The sequence below is a fragment of the Brevibacterium yomogidense genome (genome assembly GCF_900163715.1).
GTDB classification, from domain to species: Bacteria; Actinomycetota; Actinomycetes; order Actinomycetales; family Brevibacteriaceae; genus Brevibacterium; species Brevibacterium yomogidense_A.
The window spans coordinates 1-19,340 of the sequence record NZ_FWFF01000009.1 but is presented as its reverse complement, the minus strand read 5'-3'; the positions used below and the strand labels follow the sequence as shown (position 1 = coordinate 19,340).

General features: G+C 68.5%; 19 protein-coding genes. 12 read left to right on the top strand and 7 right to left on the bottom strand.

The features are described 5' to 3' along the window. The first annotated feature begins 3 nt into the window (after positions 1-3). The 10 genes from FM105_RS06060 to FM105_RS06015 all read left to right on the top strand — a co-directional run bounded on the left by FM105_RS06060 (position 4) and on the right by FM105_RS06015 (position 11,103). Positions 4-960, top strand: coding sequence for a hypothetical protein (locus tag FM105_RS06060; protein ID WP_087006330.1), 957 nt, complete (start codon positions 4-6; stop codon positions 958-960). A gap of 145 nt (positions 961-1,105) precedes the next feature. Continuing rightward, a complete protein-coding gene (locus tag FM105_RS06055; protein ID WP_179207094.1) occupies positions 1,106-4,168 on the top strand; it encodes a Na+/H+ antiporter subunit A in 3,063 nt (1,020 codons plus the stop codon). Then, positions 4,165-4,716 carry a Na(+)/H(+) antiporter subunit C gene (locus FM105_RS06050; RefSeq protein WP_087006327.1) on the top strand — a complete coding sequence of 184 codons (552 nt, stop codon included), beginning with the start codon at positions 4,165-4,167 and terminating at the stop codon, positions 4,714-4,716. Before FM105_RS06055 ends, FM105_RS06050 begins: the two co-directional genes overlap by 4 nt. Continuing rightward, entirely contained in the window at positions 4,713-6,362 is a 1,650-nt protein-coding gene (locus tag FM105_RS06045; RefSeq protein WP_087006324.1) for a Na+/H+ antiporter subunit D, read from the top strand. The genes FM105_RS06050 and FM105_RS06045 overlap by 4 nt, the downstream gene beginning before the upstream one ends. After that, positions 6,362-7,000: a Na+/H+ antiporter subunit E gene (locus FM105_RS06040; protein WP_087006321.1), complete on the top strand. Its 639-nt coding sequence runs from the start codon at positions 6,362-6,364 to the stop codon at positions 6,998-7,000. Before FM105_RS06045 ends, FM105_RS06040 begins: the two co-directional genes overlap by 1 nt. Next, positions 6,997-7,644, top strand: coding sequence for a monovalent cation/H+ antiporter complex subunit F (locus FM105_RS06035; protein ID WP_256970264.1), 648 nt, complete (start codon positions 6,997-6,999; stop codon positions 7,642-7,644). The genes FM105_RS06040 and FM105_RS06035 overlap by 4 nt, the downstream gene beginning before the upstream one ends. After that, complete coding sequence (mnhG, locus tag FM105_RS06030) at positions 7,641-8,132, top strand: monovalent cation/H(+) antiporter subunit G (RefSeq protein ID WP_087006318.1); 492 nt, start codon at positions 7,641-7,643, stop codon at positions 8,130-8,132. The genes FM105_RS06035 and mnhG overlap by 4 nt, the downstream gene beginning before the upstream one ends. Then, the gene (locus FM105_RS06025; protein ID WP_087006315.1) at positions 8,107-8,859 is read left to right on the top strand and encodes a response regulator transcription factor; all 753 of its coding nucleotides are present in this window, start codon (positions 8,107-8,109) and stop codon (positions 8,857-8,859) included. The genes mnhG and FM105_RS06025 overlap by 26 nt, the downstream gene beginning before the upstream one ends. A gap of 4 nt (positions 8,860-8,863) precedes the next feature. Next, on the top strand, positions 8,864-10,375 hold the full coding sequence (locus FM105_RS06020; protein ID WP_087006312.1) for a sensor histidine kinase: 1,512 nt from the start codon (positions 8,864-8,866) through the stop codon (positions 10,373-10,375). Continuing rightward, entirely contained in the window at positions 10,372-11,103 is a 732-nt protein-coding gene (locus FM105_RS06015) for a hypothetical protein (protein WP_087006308.1), read from the top strand. Before FM105_RS06020 ends, FM105_RS06015 begins: the two co-directional genes overlap by 4 nt. Before the next feature lie 9 nt (positions 11,104-11,112). On the opposite strand, the gene FM105_RS06010 is transcribed toward FM105_RS06015, so the two are convergent. Further along, positions 11,113-11,928: an HpcH/HpaI aldolase family protein gene (locus FM105_RS06010; RefSeq protein ID WP_087006305.1), complete on the bottom strand. Its 816-nt coding sequence runs from the start codon at positions 11,926-11,928 to the stop codon at positions 11,113-11,115. 83 nt (positions 11,929-12,011) lie between these two features. Here FM105_RS06010 and FM105_RS06005 point away from each other — a divergent pair, with 83 nt between their 5' ends. After that, positions 12,012-12,557 (top strand): isochorismatase family protein, encoded by a 546-nt coding sequence (locus tag FM105_RS06005; protein WP_087006302.1) that lies wholly within the window; start codon positions 12,012-12,014, stop codon positions 12,555-12,557. Between the two features lie 110 nt (positions 12,558-12,667). Here the strand turns inward: FM105_RS06005 and FM105_RS06000 are convergent, their stop codons facing one another. The 3 genes from FM105_RS06000 to FM105_RS05990 are packed head-to-tail and all read right to left on the bottom strand — an operon-like array spanning position 12,668 to position 16,054. After that, positions 12,668-13,681: a glycine betaine ABC transporter substrate-binding protein gene (locus tag FM105_RS06000; protein ID WP_087006299.1), complete on the bottom strand. Its 1,014-nt coding sequence runs from the start codon at positions 13,679-13,681 to the stop codon at positions 12,668-12,670. Between the two features lie 37 nt (positions 13,682-13,718). Further along, entirely contained in the window at positions 13,719-14,645 is a 927-nt protein-coding gene (locus FM105_RS05995) for an ABC transporter permease (protein ID WP_087006296.1), read from the bottom strand. Further along, positions 14,642-16,054, bottom strand: a complete 1,413-nt coding sequence (locus FM105_RS05990; protein ID WP_087006293.1) for a quaternary amine ABC transporter ATP-binding protein — start codon at positions 16,052-16,054, stop codon at positions 14,642-14,644. Before FM105_RS05990 ends, FM105_RS05995 begins: the two co-directional genes overlap by 4 nt. A gap of 478 nt (positions 16,055-16,532) precedes the next feature. Here FM105_RS05990 and aroD point away from each other — a divergent pair, with 478 nt between their 5' ends. Further along, positions 16,533-17,279 (top strand): type I 3-dehydroquinate dehydratase, encoded by a 747-nt coding sequence (aroD, locus tag FM105_RS05985; protein ID WP_087006289.1) that lies wholly within the window; start codon positions 16,533-16,535, stop codon positions 17,277-17,279. 33 nt (positions 17,280-17,312) lie between these two features. Here aroD and FM105_RS05980 read toward each other — a convergent pair whose 3' ends face one another. From FM105_RS05980 to FM105_RS05970, 3 genes are read right to left on the bottom strand one after another with little or no spacing between them, the layout of a single operon-like run. Beyond that, on the bottom strand, positions 17,313-17,735 hold the full coding sequence (locus FM105_RS05980) for a DUF4235 domain-containing protein (protein ID WP_256970263.1): 423 nt from the start codon (positions 17,733-17,735) through the stop codon (positions 17,313-17,315). Then, positions 17,717-18,655, bottom strand: a complete 939-nt coding sequence (locus FM105_RS05975) for an aminotransferase class IV (RefSeq protein WP_256970262.1) — start codon at positions 18,653-18,655, stop codon at positions 17,717-17,719. The genes FM105_RS05980 and FM105_RS05975 overlap by 19 nt, the downstream gene beginning before the upstream one ends. Positions 18,656-18,689: 34 nt before the next feature. Continuing rightward, positions 18,690-19,301: a TetR/AcrR family transcriptional regulator gene (locus tag FM105_RS05970; RefSeq protein ID WP_087006283.1), complete on the bottom strand. Its 612-nt coding sequence runs from the start codon at positions 19,299-19,301 to the stop codon at positions 18,690-18,692. Positions 19,302-19,340 lie beyond the last annotated feature (39 nt).

Here is a 19,340-nt window from a genome sequence, read left to right as displayed (position 1 = left end):
GGCATGAGCATCGACCCCCGCGTCGCCGCATTCGCGGAATCGCACCTGCTGCTGCTCGACCCGGAGCTGGAGCCGTTCGACGTTGTGAGCCTGCTGCGGAACATCCGGCCGACGCTTCCCACGGGTGACCCCGTGCAGGGTGAGAACGGCGCCAGGTCATACCGGATGTCCCGGTACTCGCAGCTGGTCGGGCCGTTCTCAGTCGATCAGCGGATGGCGGACGCTCTGAGCCTGCCGCGGGACGTCTCTGCACTCTTCGCGCTCGAATGCCCCCGCGACCGGGAGCCGGTCCCTCCGCCGTCCTGGATGCCCGACATCGACGGGTTCGTGTCCGCATTCCCCTCCGGGCTCCCGTGCAAGGAGGAGGGGCGCGTGCTCGACGAGGTCCTCGCGGTCGCCCGCCGGCTGCGGCTCGCCGTCCGCCTGGCCGACGAGCCGGACCTGGGCCTCCGCATCCTCCGCCCCGACACGGAGACGAACCCGAACATCTTCGTCTACTCCGAGAACTGGCTGAAGCCCCAGGTGCTGCTGACGCAGGTCGCGAGCGTGGCGCCGCAGGTGCGGTGGCCGCGGCCGCCCAGCCCCCTGGAGGCGGCCCGTGCGCGGGAGCTGGGTGGGGGTGACGGCCCCGTCGAGCTGGACGGGTATGCAGTCGAAGTCCCCCTCACCGAACAGCTGGGCCCGCGTGCCGGGTTCATCGAGATCCAGGTCGCGCTCGACGAGTACACCCCGACGGCCCTGCGCGATCATGTGTCGGGGCCGCAGATCGCCTACACGCTGCGATGGGTCGACACGGACAACCGCGGCCGGTTCGCCGACATCGACGACGAGCTGCGGGCGATCCGCACGGAGGCGATCGGCGTCCTCGAGCGATGCGCCGCGGTGATCATGACCGCCGTCGGCGGAGCGGGTGTCGATGAGAGCGGCTTCCTGGTGTCCGCACAGCAGCTGCAGGGCTGATCCGAGGAGGCGGGTCATATTCCTCCTCATCGACCTCGCGCGCAAGCAGGCTTCCGGAATGTGAGATATTGATTCGTTCGGCCCAGGTGCCCTGTGGAAGAATCGGTAACCGCGACCGGAGACTGAAGGACTGGGGTGTGAGCCGATGGGTGTGCTGCTGGGATCCCTGTTCCTCGCAGCGCTCGCCGCCCCCCTGATCTTCCGTGCACTCGGCCGCACCGGATTCGTCGCACTGTCGCTCGTGCCCTTCGCCGGCCTCGTGTACTCGCTCACCCTCATCCCCACGGTCTTCTCCGACTCGCCGGAGCCCGTGGTCGAAGTGCTCGGGTGGATGCCGCAGCTGTCGATGTCGATCGTGCTGCGCATGGACGCGCTGTCCTGGATCCTCTCGCTGCTGGTCACCGGAGTCGGCGGCCTGGTCTTCATCTACTGCAGTCGCTACTTCGACGCCGACGAAGTGCGCCTCGCCCGGTTCGCGGGCGTCCTCATGGCATTCGTCGGGATGATGTACGGCCTCATCGTGGCAGACGAGCTGCTCACGCTCTTCATCTTCTGGGAGGGCACGACGGTGTTCTCCTACTTCCTCATCGGTCAGTACGCGGGCAGGCAGCAGGCGCGCCGCGCCGCGCTGCAGGCGCTCATCGTCACGACGTTCGGCGGGCTGGCGATGTTCGTCGGGATGATCCTGCTGGGGGTCCAGTACGGGACCGGACGGATCACGGAGATCGTCGCGATCGGGTACGACGGGCACGGGCTCACCGCGCTCGCGATCGTCCTCATCCTCATCGGCGCCCTCTCGAAGTCCGCGCTCATCCCCTTCCACTTCTGGCTGCCGGGCGCGATGGCGGCCCCCACGCCGGTGAGCGCGTACCTGCACGCGGCCGCCATGGTGAAGGCCGGCATCTATCTGATCCTCCGCCTCGCCCCCGGATTCGCGGACATGCCCTACTGGCGCGAGGGCCTCATCGCCGTCGGACTCCTCACGATGCTCCTGGGCGGCTGGCAGGCGCTGAAGGAGACGGACCTCAAGCTCATCCTCGCCTACGGCACGGTGTCGCAGCTGGGCTTCATGACGATGATGGCGTCGTTCGGGGACCGGGACGTCACCACCGCCGCTGTGGCGCTGCTGCTGGGCCACTCGATGTTCAAGGGGACCCTGTTCCTCACGGTGGGCATCATCGACCACCGCGTCGGCACCCGTGATCTCCGCAAGCTGTCCGGCTACGGGCGCTCCTACCCCCTCATCGCCGTGTTCGGCACGGTGTCCGCCGCATCGATGGCGGGTCTGCCTCCCACGATGGGCTACCTGGCGAAGGAAGCCGTCTACGGCACGCTCCTGGACCACGGGACGAAGCTCGCGATCGTCGCCCTCATCGGCGTGTTCCTGGGCTCCGTCCTCACCGTCGCCTACTCCGCGCGCTTCGTCTGGGGGGCGTTCGCCTCGAAGCCGGGAGTCGAGGCGACCGTCCGCACAGAGCGCGACGGGCCGCTGTTCACCGCTGCGCCGGCAGCCCTCACGCTCATGACGATCGGCGGTGCGTTCGCAGCCGGGGCCATCGACCGGATCGCGACCAGCTGGTCCTCCCAGCTCCCCGTGGATCCTGCCGCGGACCCCGCGGAGCCCTACCACATCGCGCTCTGGCACGGTTTCGAGCCGGCGCTCCTGCTCTCCGCCCTCACGATCGCCGCGGGCCTCACGATGTTCGTGTTCCGACGGCAGGTGAGCCTCTTCCAGGCAGCTCTGCCGGATGGGATCGACTTCCACCGCAGCTACCGCAGGATCATCGGCGGACTGGAGAAGACCGCTGCGTTCGTGACCGCACGCACCCAGCGCGGGTCGATGCCGTTCTACCAGGGCGTCATCTACGTGTTCGCGATCGGCGCGCTCGGCATCACGCTGCTGAACAACGACGTCTGGCCGGAAGAGGTCGTGTGGGTCGACAGCGCGGTGCAGCTGCTGCCGGCCGCCATCATGGTGATGGCGGCCGTCATGGTGACGCGCATGACCAAGCGGTTCGCCGCGGTCGTCGTGTGCGGACTGACCGGCTATGCGATGGTCGTCTTCTTCGCGCTCCAGGGAGCCCCGGACCTCGCACTCACCCAGATCCTGGTGGAGACCATCACGATCGTGGTCTTCGTGTTCGTGCTCCGGCGCCTCCCCGCCCGGATCGGCAAGGGCGACAGCAAGGTGACCCCGGCCCTGCGCACCGTCATCGCGGTGTCGTTCGCGGTCGTCATGATGGTCCTGGCGGTCGTCGCCCTCGGAGCCCGCCAGCACCTGCCGATCTCCGATGCGTTCCCCCGCCTCGCCTTCGACGGCGGCCACGGTCAGAACATCGTCAACGTGACCCTCGTCGACATCCGTGCGTGGGACACCATGGGCGAGCTCGCCGTGGTCATCGCGTGTGCGATCGGCGTCGCCAGCCTCGTCTTCGTCACGGGACAGGGCGACAGCATCTCGCCGCTCGGCGCCCCCCGGCGCGGTCGTTCGCGATTCGTGCCCGTCACAGAGCCCGTCCGCCCCCGTCCGCTCGACCTCAGCGCCACGCCGGAGTCGCGGATCCACACGGATCCGGCCTGGGAGGCGCCGTCTGCGCAGGAGAAGCGCAATGCGTGGCTGCTGGCCGGACGCACGCTCGCGCCCGGCAACCGCTCGATCGTCCTCGAAGTCGCCGTCCGACTGCTGTTCCACGCCTTCCTCGTCTTCTCCGTCTACCTGCTCTTCGCGGGTCACAACAACCCCGGCGGTGGCTTCGCCGCCGGACTCGTCGCCGGACTCGCCTTCATCACCCGCTACCTCGCCGGAGGCCGCTACGAGTTCGCCGAGGCCGTTCGGCTGCCCTCCGGTCTGCTCATGGGCGTCGGCATGCTGCTGGCTGCGGGCACTGCGGCGGGGGGCTTCCTCTGGGGCGATTCGGCGCTGCAGTCGTTCTACGTGTCCACCGACCTGCCGATCCTGGGATACGTCAGCTTCGGCTCCTCGGTCATCTTCGACATCGGCGTGTACTTCATCGTCGTGGGGCTGGTCGTGGGCATCATCCGCAGCCTCGCGGTCGAGGTGGACATCCAGCTGGTCGAGGACGAGGACCGCATCGCGGAGGAGCTGCCCAACGACGTGGACACCGCGGAGTACGAGCGGATCCGTGAGCTGCTGGGCCGCACGGACCGGCTCGACGTCGACGGAACGAGTGCAGGGGGCCGACTGTGACCCCGCCACTCGTCATGGTCATCGCGATGGGAGCGATGTACGCCGCAGGCATCTACCTCATGCTCGACCGGTCGCTGACCCGCGTGCTCCTGGGGTTCCTGCTCATGGGCAACGCGACGAACCTGCTCCTCCTGCTCACCGGCGGGCTGCCCGGGCGTCCCCCGCTCACGGACGGGGAGAACTTCTCGACTGACGGGATGCTCGACCCGCTCCCGCAGGCGCTCATCCTCACGGCGATCGTCATCTCCTTCAGTCTGACGGCCTTCCTCCTCGCGATGGTCTACCGCTCCTGGCGGTTCGTGCGCGACGAGTCCCTCCAGGACGACCTCGAGGACATGCGCGTCGCACTCGAGGCGACCGGCGGATCCGGGGAGGAGGCCGGGACGAGCGGCGAGTACGAGGACACCGAGTTCGGCGATGAGGCGCTCACGCCCCTGGACGACGATGCACCGGACCTCGACGAGGACGGCACGCCGGAGGAGCGGGCCGAGCTGCGAGAGGCGCACGAGGCGGCGTCGGATCACGACACGGAGGAGGAGACGCGATGAACGACCTCCCCGGCCTCATGCTCGCCCTGCCGATCATCCTGCCGCTGCTGGCTGCGGGCGCGACGCTGATCACCCTGCGCAGCTCACGTGCGCAGAGCATCATCACGATGGTCACGCTGGCCGCGACGACGACACTGTCGCTCCTCCTCCTGGTGCACGTGGACCAGAACGGACCCGTCGTCCTCGCGGTGGGCGGCTGGGCACTGCCGTTCGGCATCGCCCTCGTGGCGGATCGACTGGCGGCGCTCATGCTCGTCGTGTCGAGCATCGTGACGCTCGGGGTCTACATCTACGCGACGGGTCAGGACACATCGCGGACGGAGAAGAGCGACGACACGCCCGTGTCGATCTTCAACCCCGCCTACCTGATCCTCTGCGCAGGGGTCTCGAACGCGTTCCTCGCGGGTGACCTCTTCAACCTGTACGTCGGCTTCGAGATGCTGCTGGCGGCGTCCTACGTGCTGCTCACCCTCGGTGCCACTACCCAGCGGATCCGCGCGGGCGTCACGTACATCGTCATCTCGCTCGTCTCCTCGCTGATCTTCCTCGCGGCGATCGCGCTCATCTACGGTGCGACCGGCACGGTGAACATGGCGCACCTGTCCGACCGCCTGTCCGAGCTCCCGGTCGACATCCAGCTGATCCTCCACGTCGCCCTGCTGATCGGCTTCGGCATCAAGGCGGCGGTCTTCCCGCTCTCCTTCTGGCTGCCGGACTCCTACCCGACCGCGCCGGCGCCCGTCACCGCCGTCTTCGCGGGCCTGCTCACGAAGGTCGGCATCTACGCGATCATCCGCACGGAGACGGTCCTCTTCGCCACGTCGGATCTGCGGGCACCGCTGCTGGTCGTCGCAGGTCTCACGCTGCTCGTCGGGATCCTCGGTGCGATCGCGCAGTCGGACATCAAGCGGATCCTGTCCTTCACCCTGGTGTCCCACATCGGGTACATGCTGTTCGGGGTTGCGATGGGCACCCACCTGGGCCTGACGGCCGCGATCTACTACACGCTGCACCACATCGTCGCGCAGACGGCCATGTTCCTCGCGATCGGACTCCTCGAGCTGCGCGCGGGATCGACCTCGCTCCGCAAGCTCGGCGGTCTGTCGACGCTCGCGCCGTTCATCAGCGTCCTCTACCTCATACCCGCGCTCAACCTGGCGGGCATCCCGCCCTTCTCCGGCTTCATCGGCAAGGTGGCGCTCTTCGACGCGGGCTTCCACTCGTCGGACTGGCTCGTGGGAATACTCGTGGGCGTCGGCACCCTCACCTCGCTCCTGACGCTCTACGTCATCGGGAAGTCGTGGAACCTGGGGTTCTGGCGGGAGCCCGCGGACGCGGACGAGCCCACGCCGGCACTCGTGGCCGAGGCGAAGGAGCGGCGCGACTCGCTCGCCCGGACCGGGACCTGGAAGAGCACGGTCCGACTCCCCTCGCTCATGACCGGGGCCACGGCTGCCATGGTGATCGTGTCCTGCCTGCTCACGGTGCTGGCACAGCCGCTGTGGCAGGTGTCGTCCCGCGCCTCACAGGGACTCATGGGCCCGGAGACCTACACCTCGATCGTCCTGGACGACGACGAAGCGGACGGTGTGGGCGACGGCCGCCACGCGCCCGTGCCGGAGAATGGCCAGGGGGGTGAGCGGTGATGGTGGCACGCAGGCGTCGCCAGGGCTTCGTCGAGCAGCTGCTCTACGTGCTCGTGCTCATCGTCGTCTGGGTATTCCTGTGGGACGAGGTCAGTGGGATGGTGGTCATCAGCGGCGCGCTGCTGGCGTTCGCCCTGATGCGAGCCTTCTACCTGCCGCCCATCCAGCTGTCGGGCCGGCTGAACTTCTACTACGGGGCCTATTTCCTCCTGTGGTTCATGCTCAACGTCCTCATCGCGTCCTTCCAGGTCGCATGGCTCACCGTGCGTCCGCGACCGGTGGACGCGGGGTCGGTCATCGCTGTCGACCTCGCGACCCGCTCAGACCTGCTCATCACCCTGGTCACCATGGTGAACGGGCTCATTCCCGGATCCCTCGTCATCGAGATCGATCGTGCCCGCGCCGTGGTGTTCGTGCACGGACTCAACTGCGCGGACGAGGAGGAGCTGGAGCGCGTGCGGGAGAAGACCCACCAGATCGAGACCCTGCTCATCTGCGCGATCGGCTCGCCCCACGACATCGAGGCGCTCAACGACGCACGGGCGGAGCGCGGTCTGAAGCCCGTGCTCGAGAAGCGCGCGATCCGCGAGCGCGCTCGGCGTGCACGAGCGGCGAAGGAAGCGAGGGCACGAGGATGAACGGTCAGCAGGGCATTCCGCTCGTGTCCGTCGATGACGGCATGGGGCTGACGATCGCGCTCGCGATCGGTGCGGTCTTCCTCGCGGCTGTGGTCATCGCGATCGTCCGCATCGTCCGGGGGCCGTCGATCCTGGACCGCATGATCGCGACGGACGCATTCCTCGCGACGATCATGTGCGGTCTGGGCGGGGTGGCGGCCTTCAGCGCGAGGACGGACCTCTTCCCCGTCATGCTCGTCATCTCGATGTTCGGCTTCGTCGGTGCCGTGGGGGTCTCGCGCTACGTCTCCCGCGCTGACCTGCGGACCACGTCGCGATTCCGCAGGATGGAGCGCGGGCAGGGGTCCGGCACCATCGGGACGGCCGACGGGTACGAGCCGTCCGTCCCGGAACTCGCGATCGAGCTCCAGGAGGCCCGGCGGATGGATCCGGAGCGAGCCGCCCGGATGGAGACAGCCGGAACGGACCTGGACACATCATCGATGCGAGTGAACGCCGATCCCGACGATGTGTCGCAGGGACACGCGACACCGTCCGAGGGGAACCTCGACGCGGACCCGGCGGCGGAAGCCATCGCGGATTCGGACACGCAATCGTCCGATGCGGAGCACCGTGACGACGAGACGCGCGGAGGTCAGTCATGACCCTCGACATCGTGTCCACGATCTTCATCGCAGGTGCGGCACTCCTCTCCCTCGCCGCGGCGATCGGTTCAGTGCGCTTCCCCGACCTCCTGTCGCGCATGCACGCATCGTCGAAGCCGCAGCTGTTCGGCCTCGTCATGGTGATGTTCGCGGTGGCTCTGCAGATCCAGCAGTGGGGTCCGGTGACGACGATGCTCGTCATCGTCCTGTTCCAGCTCTTCACGGTCCCCGTCGCCGCGCACATGATCGGCAGAGCCGGTTACCGGACGAAGCACCTGCGCCGTTCGATGCTGTACCGTGACGAATTGGACGACGCCGTCGCCCGCGCGCAGGCCCGTGACGTCCACGCGCGCGAGGCTGCGGAGCGTGAGCAGGCGGCGCAGGCCGCACGCGACAAGGACCAGGAGACCGCCGACCAGTCCGGCGGGTCCGCGAGTGGAGAAGACAGGACCCCCAACGATCATGACGAGCCAGACACCGGACGCTGAGCCCGACGCCCCACTCGTCCTCGTCGCGGACGATGAGCCGGATGTCCTCGGCGCAGTGGTCCCCTTCATGCAGAGGTCCGGGTTCCGCGTCATCTCCGCTGACGACGGCAAGCTCGCACTGGACGAGATCCGCCGGCACCGTCCGGACGCATGCGTCCTGGACGTCCTCATGCCCGGTGCGGACGGCCGTGAAGTGCTCCGCACCCTGCGCCGCGAGGAGAACTGGGTCCCCGTCGTGCTGCTCACCCAGGTGGGCGAGGCCGTGGAGCGGGCCATGGCGCTGGAAGAGGGCGCCGACGACTACCTCAACAAGCCGTTCGACCCGCACGAGCTCGTGGCCCGCGTCCGGGCCGTGCTGCGCCGCACGAAGAACGACGGTCCTCCGCTCGCGACCGCAGCAGTGCTCCGCTCGACGTTCGGCCTGGCCCTGGATCGCGTGGGACGCCGCGCCTGGCTGGGTGACCGTGAGCTCGTCGTCACGCCCAAGGGCTTCACGCTGCTGGAGTACCTCATGGTCCACGCCGATGAACTGGTCGAGCGCTCGCGCCTCCTCGAGGTCCTGTGGGGGTTCGACGATGCGGTGGGGACGCGCGCGGTCGACTCACGCGTCGCGGAGCTGCGGCGCGTGCTCGGTGAGGACGCGGCAGACCCCCGGTGGATCGCGACGGTGCAGGGTCGGGGCTACCGCTTCGTCTCCTCCGTCACCGGTGCCGATTCCCTGAGGTGAGCAGATGAACTCGTACCTCGTCTTCGAGATCCGCATCTGGCTGGTGCTCGTCCTCGTCCTGCTCGTGCTGGCCGCCGCAGCGGTGGGGGTGTGGTTCCTGCTCCGATGGATCCGCCGCTCCCGCGATGCCGCGGTCCAGGAGACGCGGGCGGCTGCGGAGGCGGACGCGCTGCAGCGACGCAATCGCATGCTCATCCGCCTCGATCACGAACTGAAGAATCCGCTCACGGCACTGCGGACGTCCGTGGCCACCGTGAGATCGGCGGCGGAGGAGGACGCTCCGGACGGGAAGATCATCTCCCAGTCCGCGCGGCAGATCGACACGTCGGCCAGGCGCGTCGCCCGCCTGCTGGCGGACCTGCGCAAGCTCGCAGACGTCGAATCGCGTTCGATCGACTATCGCCGCGTCGACATGGACGCTCTCATCCAGCAGGCGGTCGAGGACGCCCGCACCGCTCCCGGAGCGGAGGACCGGATGATCGTCGCGACTGTCGCGCGCGCCCCGTGGAAGCTCCCCGATGTGCTGGGAGAGGAGGACCTCCTCCTCTCCGCCATCCTCAACCTGCTCGGCAATGCGATCAAGTACTCGTCCGATACGGACACGGTGGAGCTGCGGGCCAACGAGCAGATCATCGACAAGCACCGCTGGGTCGTCGTCGAGGTCGCGGACACGGGGTCGGGGATCCCCGTCGAAGAGCAGCAGTCCGTCTGGGACGAGCTGCATCGCGGTTCGCGGGTGCGCTCTGTCGCGGGCTCCGGCATGGGGCTCTCCCTTGTCCGTGCGATCGTGACGCGGCACGGGGGGTCGGTCGAGCTGTTCAGCCAGGAGGGGATCGGCACGTCCGTGCGCCTCGTCATCCCCGTGCTGGGAGACGCCCCGCCGCCCGGAGAGCTGGAGGGCTACGGCGCACGGGCTGCGGCCGGATCGCGTCCCGTGCAGCCGTTCCAGGATCAGAAGGCCCACACCGGTCCGGGTGCGGGGCAGATCCTGCCGCCTCGCGAGCCGAACTCCGAGGAGCGGCGGATCATGGGAACGCCGCGCCGCACGTCGAAGCGCAGGATCCAATCCGTCAACGGTGAGCTCGTCGATACGAGCACGGGGGAGAACTTCGGCCCGACCGGCGGCCAGCAGGGACAGAGCGGACCCGGGTTCGATTCCGGACCGTACCGTCGCTTCAAGCCCCCGCACCCCTCTGGCGGAGCACCCAGCGGCCCGCAGCCGCAGGGCACGCCCCCTCCAGGAGGGCAGGCCTCGGGCGTCCCCGGACCGGTCGGGGCGCCGGGCGCGCAGACGCCGTACGGATCCGCGCCCGGAGCGCCCGCGCAGTATGGTTCCGGTCCCACCCCGCAGGCTCCCCACGGATCCGGTCCGGCACCGCAGCCTCCGTACGGATCAGGTCCGGGTCCGCACCCGCCCACCGGATCAGGACCTCCGCCCTCGCGGGGGCCCGGTGGTCCTGCGCCGCAGAACGGTCCCGGCACCGGAGACCCAGGTGACGGAGAGCGCACGCCGTGACCAGGCGCCTGTCCCCGCAGCAGCGGCGCTGGACCGTCGCCGCGGCCAGTGCCGCTGTCATGCTCATCGTCAGCGGCTGCGGCCTCGTCGGCGTGCGCGTCTCGGATGAAGCCGGCGGTCCGCTGCGCATCGGTGCGCAGCCCACGATGGGTCCTGAGCCGGACCCCACGGAGACCCTCGACCCGGCGCTCGCGGACCACACGCTGCAGAACGTGCGGTTCACCGACGGCTGTCCGGCACGGGTGTCGATCCACGTGCCGACCGACTGGACCGGCAACGCGTCGGCCTCCTCCTTCAACGCCAGGCCCTCCGATTCGGGGCTGGACGACGCACGGCTCTCCGTGTACTGCTCCGAGGCGTACAGCGGGTCCGCGTCGGAGTCGGTGGCCTCGATGCAGAGCTACCAGTTCACCGATTCCGCGACCACGATCAGTGCCGAGCGCACCGGGCAGGCGGGGCCGGGGTACTTCTGGACATACGAAGCGGAGCTGGGTCCGGAGGAGGCCTTCTACATCGACGAGCCGACGTCCGCCGTGGGCAGCGTCGTCGGCTACCCGATCGCCGGGAAGGTCTACCAGATCCAGTTCAACTACTACTTCGCCAGCGACGACGCGGACGCCCGTGCACTCGCAACCGCGTCGATCGCGAATCTCGCCGTCGAGGGCTCCGAGATCGGTGCGCCGCAGTGGTCGAGCAGTCCGGGGTCGAGCACTCCGGGTGACGGCTGACGGCGGGGGTCAGTACCCCTGACGCGGAGCGGCCTCGGCGGCCTGTGTACCGGTGGCATGCGCACGGATGGCGGAGTGGCCCTGCGCAAGCCCCCGGGCGAAGACTGAGAGGTCCGCGCCGTCGGAGAGGACGGTGAAGCCCTTGTCCCACGCCATCTGCGCGAATTCGACCGACGGGCAGAAGATGCCGGTCGCCGTGCCGGAATCCCGGCCCGCTGCGACGACCGCATCGAGGGCGTCGAGGAAGGACGGGTCGTCCCAGCGACCGGGGACGCCCAGGTTCGTCGACAGGTCCAGGGGACCGACGAAGAGCACGTCGACTCCGTCGACCTCACCGATCGCGCGAGCGTTCCGCACCGCCTCCGGCGTCTCGATCTGCGGGAGGAAGACGGTGAACGCGTTCGCATTCGCCTGACTCACCGCAGGATCGCCGCCCCGGTAGAGGTCGTGCGGGAGGCCGAACGCCGAACCCCGCTGGCCCAGGGGCGGATACTTCATCCACGAGACCATCTCCGCGGCCTGCTCGGCAGTCTGTACCCAGGGCATCATGATGCCCTCTGCGCCGGCGTCCAGAGCAGTCGTCACGAGGTCCTTGCGGTGTCCCGCGACCCGCACGAAGGACGCGATGTCCAGGCGCCGCGAGACGGCGAGGGAGTTCCTCACGTCGTCCAGCGACCAGCCCGTGTGCTCGAGGTCGTAGAGGATCCAGTCGGAGCCGCCCTGCGCGGCCAGTGCACCGATCCCCGTCGTCGCGAATTCGAGGGTGAACATTCCTACCTGGGGAGCGCCCGTGCCCAGGGCCTCCTTGAACGTCGTCGTCGTCATGCCGCCACAGTAGCGGACGCGCGCGTCTCCTGCGCCGTCAGCGCCGGTCGCGGTCCGGGGAGCCGGCGTGGGATCCTGGAGCCATGGATGCTCTTCTTCTCGTCGACACGACCCGCGAACATCTCCCGTCGCCGGCACCGCAGCCGCTCATCGATCTGGTCGACCGCGCCCGAGGCGTCGGCGGGGTCATCGTGCACGTCGCCGACCGCTCGGTCGACGATGTCGCGGACGCAGCGGACGCATCAGGCGCGACGGACGCCGTAGACGAAGCAGACGCAGCTGGCGCAGCCGACACAGACGCTGCGGACGACGCAGACGTCCAGCCGCAGATCGATTCCGTGGTCGGCACGACGACGGACGAGCTCGTCCTCGTCTCCGCGGTGCCGGACGCCTTCGAAGGAGTCGACGACCTTGCGGAGGGGCTGGACGACCTGGGGGTCGATCGGATCATCATCGCGGGATCGAACGCACGCGGAGCACTGCTGGAGTCGGCGGCGGCAGCGCTCGCGATCGGCTTCGAGCTCACCGTCGTCCGCGACGGGATCGGCGAGCCCGGTGAGTGGGTGGAGGAGCTGGAGGCCGCGGGTGCGGTGGTGAAGAGCGGCGCGGACGTGTGGCTCAAGATGTGACGGCGCGCAGTCGTCGCGCGTGCGATCTTCTCGCATGCGAGGAGGGCCGGGAGCGGACGTGATGTCCGCTCCCGGCCCTCCTCGTGGGAACCGTGCTGCCTGTGCGGGTGTCAGCCCGCCAGTGCGCCGGCCTTCCAGTCCTCGACGAACTGCTCGTTGTCGCCGACCCACTCGTCGACGGCGCCATCGAGGTCTTCGCCGCCGTAGTTCTCATCTGAGAACATGACGTTCTCCAGGCTGGAGAGGTTCTCGTCGTCGATCACGAGGTTCTTCAGCAGCTGGGTGGCGCCCGGATTGTCATCGGCGAATCCGGGGCGTGCGAAGTTGTAGATGATCTCCGCGTCGCCCATGGCGCCTTCCGGGTCCTCGAGATCGCGGACAGGGAACGCGTCGTAGGCCCAGTGCGGACGCCACAGCGTGACGAGGACGTCCTCGCCGGCATCAGTCGAGGACTGCAGCTCTGCGAGCATCGCCGGTGTCGAGGAGACCTTGAAGTCGTAGTCCTCGAGACCGTAGGTGGGGATGGCCTCCTCCTCTGTCACGCGGGTGAGACCAGCGCCTGCCTCGATGCCGTAGATCGTGCCGCCGAAGTCATCGACCATGTCCGGCAGGTCGGCGATCGACTGCGCCTCCGAATCCTCGTTCACGGCGAGGGTCAGCTTCGCGTTGTCGTACCAGCAGCCGGCTGCTTCCAGATCATCGCCGAACTGCTCGATGTAGTCCTCGTGCGTGACCGGCAGCCAGCCGTCCATGACGAAGTCGATGTCGCCCTCCGCCACGGCGGTGAACGCCGGACCTGCGTCGAACGCCTCGACTGCGACTGTGAAGCCGTCCTCCTCGAGGACGTGCTTCGTGAGGTGCGCCGCGGCGAAGGACTCGTCCCAGCCGTTGAACGCACCGATCGTGATCTCCTTGTTCTCGTCGGAGGCGACGTCTGCCTCAGCCGATTCGGCGCCGGGCGTGCAGTCCGCCCAGTCGGTCTCGCCGCCGCCCGCTGCGGAGTCATCGCTGCTTCCGCCGCCTTCGTCGCCGGAGCCTCCGGCATCGGTGGCACCGCAAGCGGTGAGGGCGAGGAGACCGGCTGCCAGTGCGCCGGTCAGCGGCATGAGCTTCTTGACCTTCATGTCTGAACTCCCTTTCGTGAGTGGTTGTCTGTCTCGCTCAAGCGGATGCGCGCTTGGCGCGCTCGAGCGGGGTCTTCTGTCCGAGTCCTGCCGTCATGCGGTCCAGGAAGACGGCGAGGATGACGACCGCGAGGCCGGCCTCCACACCGATGCCCACGTTGAGGCGGCTGATCGCGCCGACCACTTCACCGCCGAGTCCGCCGGAGCCGGCCATGCCGGCGAGGACGACCATCGACAGTGCGAGCATGATGACCTGGTTGATGCCCGCCATGATCGTCGCCATGGCGAGAGGCAGCTGGACCTTGAAGAGGATGTGCGACGGAGTGGCTCCGAACGCCTGTGCGGCTTCGACCTTCTCGCCGTCGACCTGGCGGATCGCCAGCTCGGTCAGGCGCACGCCCGGAGGCATCGCGAAGATGATCGTCGCGAAGGCGCCGGGCACGACGCCCACGCTGAACATGACGATCGCCGGGACGAGGTAGGCCAGGGCCGGCATCGACTGCATGAAGTCGAGGACCGGCTTGACGATCATCGACACGACCTGGGACTTCGAGGCGAGAACGCCCAGCGGCAGGGCGAGCGCGAGGGCGACGACGACCGCCACGACCACGAGCGCCAGCGTGGACATCGAGTTCTCCCACTGGTCCAGTGCCCAGATCGCGTAGAAGCCCACGAAGGTGAACAGCCCGATCTTCCAGTTCGCGGCGGCCCATGCGATGCACGCGAAGATCAGCATCATCACGATGGTCAGGACCGCGCGCAGGATGCTCGTCTCGTCGATGATCTCGTTCTCGACGAGCACCTGCGGGAAGGAGAACACCAGGTAGAGCAGCTCATACGATTCCTGCATGAGCCACGTGAAGCCGTCGATGAGCCATTTGAAGACCACACCGAACCAGTCGATGAACGCATCCGCCCAGTCGCCCAGCGGGACCCGGGGGTAGAGGAAGTCGAGGAAACTCATCGGTCAGCTCCCTTCGTGTCGTCTGCCGGGCCTTCGACGGCGGCGTCACCCGTTCCGTCTGCGAATGTGGACGTCGATGTCGTGGCGTGGGCCGGGTCGTCCGCGTTGCCAGCGGCCGCGATGCCCGGCTTGGGCTCTGGAGCGTCCGAGTCGTCCTGCGAGGGATCGACGTCGTCCTGCGGCTCGACGGTCGCCGGGAGGGGCGTCACCAGCGGCATCTCTCCCGTATCCGGTCCCAGCTGCGACATCGAGTTGAGCACCGCGATGCGCGGGATGACTCCCAGCAGTCGGTTGTCGTCGTCCACGACGGCCAGCGGCACGCGTGCCGTGGACGAGGGCGCGAACAGCTCCGACAGGGGAGTGTCCGGGCCGACCATGAGGATGCCCTCGGTCTCGATGTGGTCGCTGAGCACTGTCGCGTCCTCACGCGCTGCGCGGACCGCGCTGCTGTCCGACACGGTGCCCAGCAGGTGCCGGGTGTTGTCGATGACGAACAGCCCGGACACGCGTTCGCGCTCGAAGAGGCGCATCGCGGTGCGAGGGCTCTCCGAGTGGCGGACGACCGCACTGGTGTCCTGCATGATCGACGACGCCGTGAGCACGCGCGTGCGGTCGACGTCCTGCACGAAGTTCGCGACGTAGTCGTCCGTGGGACGGGTGAGGATGTCCTGCGACGTGCCGATCTGGGCGATCCTGCCGTCGCGCATGACTGCGATGCGGTCGCCCAGGTACATCGCCTCGTTGAGGTCGTGGGTGATGAAGACGATCGTCTTCCCGAGGGAGGCCTGCAGCTCGACGAGCTGGTCCTGCATCTCGCGTCGGATCAGCGGATCGAGCGCGGAGAACGCCTCATCCATGAGGAGGATGTCAGTCTCCGCGGCCAGCGCGCGGGCGAGGCCGACGCGCTGCTGCATGCCGCCGGACAGCTGGTTCGGGTACTTGTCGCCCCAACCGCCCAGGCCGACCGTGTCCAGCCACGTGTCCGCGCGCTCGATCGCCTCGCCGCGCCCGACGCCCTGGAGGCTCAGCGCGTAGGCCGCATTCTCGCGGACGGTGCGGTGGGGGAGGAGCGCGAAGTGCTGGAAGACCATGGAGATGTGGTCGCGACGGGCCTGGCGCAGGTCGGTCGCGGTCATGGCGCCGATGTCATTGCCGGCGATCTCGATCGTGCCGTCGGACGGAGTCCAGAGGCCGTTGATCATGCGGATCAGCGTGGACTTGCCCGATCCGGACAGCCCCATGACGACGAAGATCTCGCCCTTGTTGACTTCGAAGCTCGCATCGATGACGGCTGCAGTGCCCAGGTCGGTGAGTTCGGAGCGGTCAGCGCCTGCCTTGATGCGCTTGACCACTTCCTTCTCGTTCCGGCCGAAGACCTTCCAGACGTGCGAGGCGCGGACTACTGCCACGTGACCGCATCCTTCCTATCGTGGACGTTTCTCTCGACGAACCCGGGTGACGACCGAAGGGACCTGGTGTCGGGACCTGGTGTCGACCTCGGTCGTCGGAGAACCGACCGGTGGTGGGGTGAGCGAACGGCTGGACGACCGGACGCACAGCGCGTACACCGGACGTCGCCGTGATTCCATCGACTCAGTCTAACCCGGTGCTTGTGGATAACTCTGTGGAGTATGGAGGTGAGGGTCAGGCGACACCAAGAATGCTCACATCGTCAGCGCTCTCACCTGCAGGAACGTCGTGCCACCTCGTTACCCTATTGTTAGGCGGTTTCCGAGTGGTCCTTGTGCGGACTCTCAAGAACGAGGTCATCCGCGTACGCTCGTGAGCGGTGTGCCACGATGCGGAACTCCCGGAGCAGCGCTGCGGACACGGGTGCGGACCGGCTTCCCCTGACCGGGACGTCACGGGCGTCGGTAGAGTGCCGACATGAAGCCGCTCCCGTTCGTGCCCGATGCCCGTCCCGCGATCATCGTCCCGATCCTCGCCCGGACCGGCGAGGCAGCTGCGCGTCAGGCGATCGCGGCGTCCTCCCACGAAGGGGTCGACGTCTTCGAATGGCGGATCGACCCCCTGTTCGCGCCCGATCGGCATGAGGGGCGAGAGGGCATCATGGCTGAGCTCGAGCGCTCATACGACGCCTTCGCCCGGTCGCAGATCCCGACCCTCGTCACGGTCCGATCGGAGGCCGAGGGCGGATACTGCCCGGTCGACGCGTATGCGGACGCCGTCTCAGCGGCGATCTCGTTGGCGCCCGAGGCGGTCGACGTGGAGCTCGGGCGCGGTGGATCCGCAGAGCTCCTGTCCGCAGCGCGTGAGCGGGGTGCGGCGACCATCGCGTCCGCGCACGCGTGGGAGTCGACGCCTTCGGCGAGTGAGCTCGACGAGCTGTTCGCCCAGATGGCAGGGGCCGGCGCGGATGTGGCCAAGGTCGCGGCGATGCCGCACTCCATGGACGATGTGCTCACGCTGCTGGGCGCGACGTGGCGCGCCTCCCAGGCGCACGAGATCCCGGTCATCGGGATCGCGATGGGGGAGCTGGGCCGTGTGACGCGACTCTGCGGTGCGGAGTTCGGATCGGCGGCGACGTTCGCGACCGTGGGCACGGGCTCCGCGCCCGGTCAGATGACTGCGGAACAGGTCGACATGGTCAGGTCGATCCTGCTGCGCGGCTGAGCGCCGACTCCGCGTCGCTCAGCCGCTGCGCGCTCAGTTCTCGAGGCGCGCCTTGTTCGGGCGCATCGCCTTGGGCAGCGATTCCTCGCCGAACCTGTTGCGGATCGTCTTCGCCGCGTAGCGCTGGATCGTCAGCTGCACGACTGCGACTCCCACTCCGGACACGATCGTCCAGGCGAGGGCTTCGCTGAGGCCGATCTCATCGTCGTTCGGGTTCATCGGGACTGCGCGGTGCGTCGACTTCTCCCACACCGCGGCGAGCGCCTTGCGGGTCGCCATCGCGGCGAGTGCCGTGCCGCCCACGCCGATGATCTGCCATGCGATCTTGCCCATGTTCTCCTCCTGCTGATGGCGGGTGCGCTGCGTCTTCCTCCTCAGCCTAGCGTCTGCGGCGAGCGGTCGCGCAGTGGCGGCGAGGGTGCGGCCCGAGGCCGTGATCAGGCTGCTCGGATCCATCCGTGCAGGCGGGACGTGGAGGCCGGGTCGTGCGGGAGGGTCTTGCCGTCGACCTCGAGCACCGGGACGGCCGTGCGGACGGAGGAGACGAGCCATGCCGCGTCCGCTTCGAGGACGTCGTCGATCGTGAGGTCCGCGTATGCGACGGCCAGTCCTGCGGCCTCGGCGCCTGTGAACACCGCGCGCTGGGTGGTGCCGTGCAGCAGTCCCGCGCGCGGATCGGGAGTCAGCAGCGTGTCGCCTCGCTGGATGACGAGGTTCGACGTCGGGCCCTCGAGGACGATGCCGTCGTCGGACACGAACAGCGCTTCGTCCGCGCCCTGCGCGACGGCATGGCGCGCGGCGGCCTGGTTGACCGCATAGGACAGGGTCTTCGCGCCGATGAGCAGCCAGGGCGCGGACTCGCCCACGTAGGCGTCGTACCCGCGGTTCAGCGTGACGACGCGGACCCCGTCCGTGCGCTGCGCCCGCTGGCCGTCGGTCACTCCGATGGGGAACGCCCAGCCCCGGGCGCCGTGCGGGACGCCGGCGGCGCGATGCGCGGTCGGATCGGCATGGGCATCGAGCCCGCGGGACATGGCGTACCGGACGGAGAACTCTGTGACGGGCCCACGGGCGGTGCTGAGGTCAGCACTGCCGATGACTGCGGTGATGACTGCGGCGACCGCCTCCTCGAAGAGCTCCCGCGGCGGTGCCGGCAGGTCGAGCATCGCGGCGGACTGCTCGAACCGTGTGAAGTGCGGTCCCTCGCTGTGCACGCGGGGTGCGCCGGTCTCTGCGTCGACGGAGACGAGGACGGTCTCGAAGATGCCCTCTCCCCGGTGGATCGCGAGGTCCTCGACGGGGAACTGGGCCGACTCCAGGTGCGTGCTGGTGACCGTTCCGGCATCGATGTCGATGAGGGCGAGGGCTGTTAGCATGCGGCCCATCGTAGGCCGGGAATGATCGATGCGGTCAGCCGCGGCGGGTTACCCCGTCCGTCCAGACCTCTGCGAGGGTCTTCGCGATCGAGGCGACGGACGCGGGTGACGTGTTCCCGTACCCGGGGTTGAACCGCTGCAGCGCGTAGAACTCCGTCATGGACCCCAGCAGCTCTGCGGCCACACGGGTGTCGAGGTCGGGGCGGATCGAGCCCTCGCGGATGCCGCGGTCCAGCGAGTGCTGGATGCGGACGTGGAAGCGGCGGCGCGCGTAGAGTCCGATTTCCGCCACGTGCGGATCCGAGGGCGCGAGTTCGATGAGGATGCCGAAGAGGTCGTGGTTCTCCCCGTAGAGCTCGAGGTAGGCGAGCGTCGTCGCCTCGACCGATGCGCGCGGATCATCGGGGTCCCACGGGGTGCTCACCGATCGGTACACGTCCTCGTGGAAGATCGTGAGCAGTTCGAGCATGAGGGATCGGCGGTCCTCGAAGTACCGGTAGAACGCCCCTGCGGAGATGCCTGCCGCGTCAGTGATGTCGGAGACGCGCACGAGCCCGTATCCGCGCTCGCCGAAGAGCCGGCGAGCCGACGCCAGCAGGCGTGCGCGGGCTGTCTCTAATACACATCTCCACACCCCCGAGACCACGAGACATTCGCTAATCTCTTATGCCGTCTTCTACTTGAA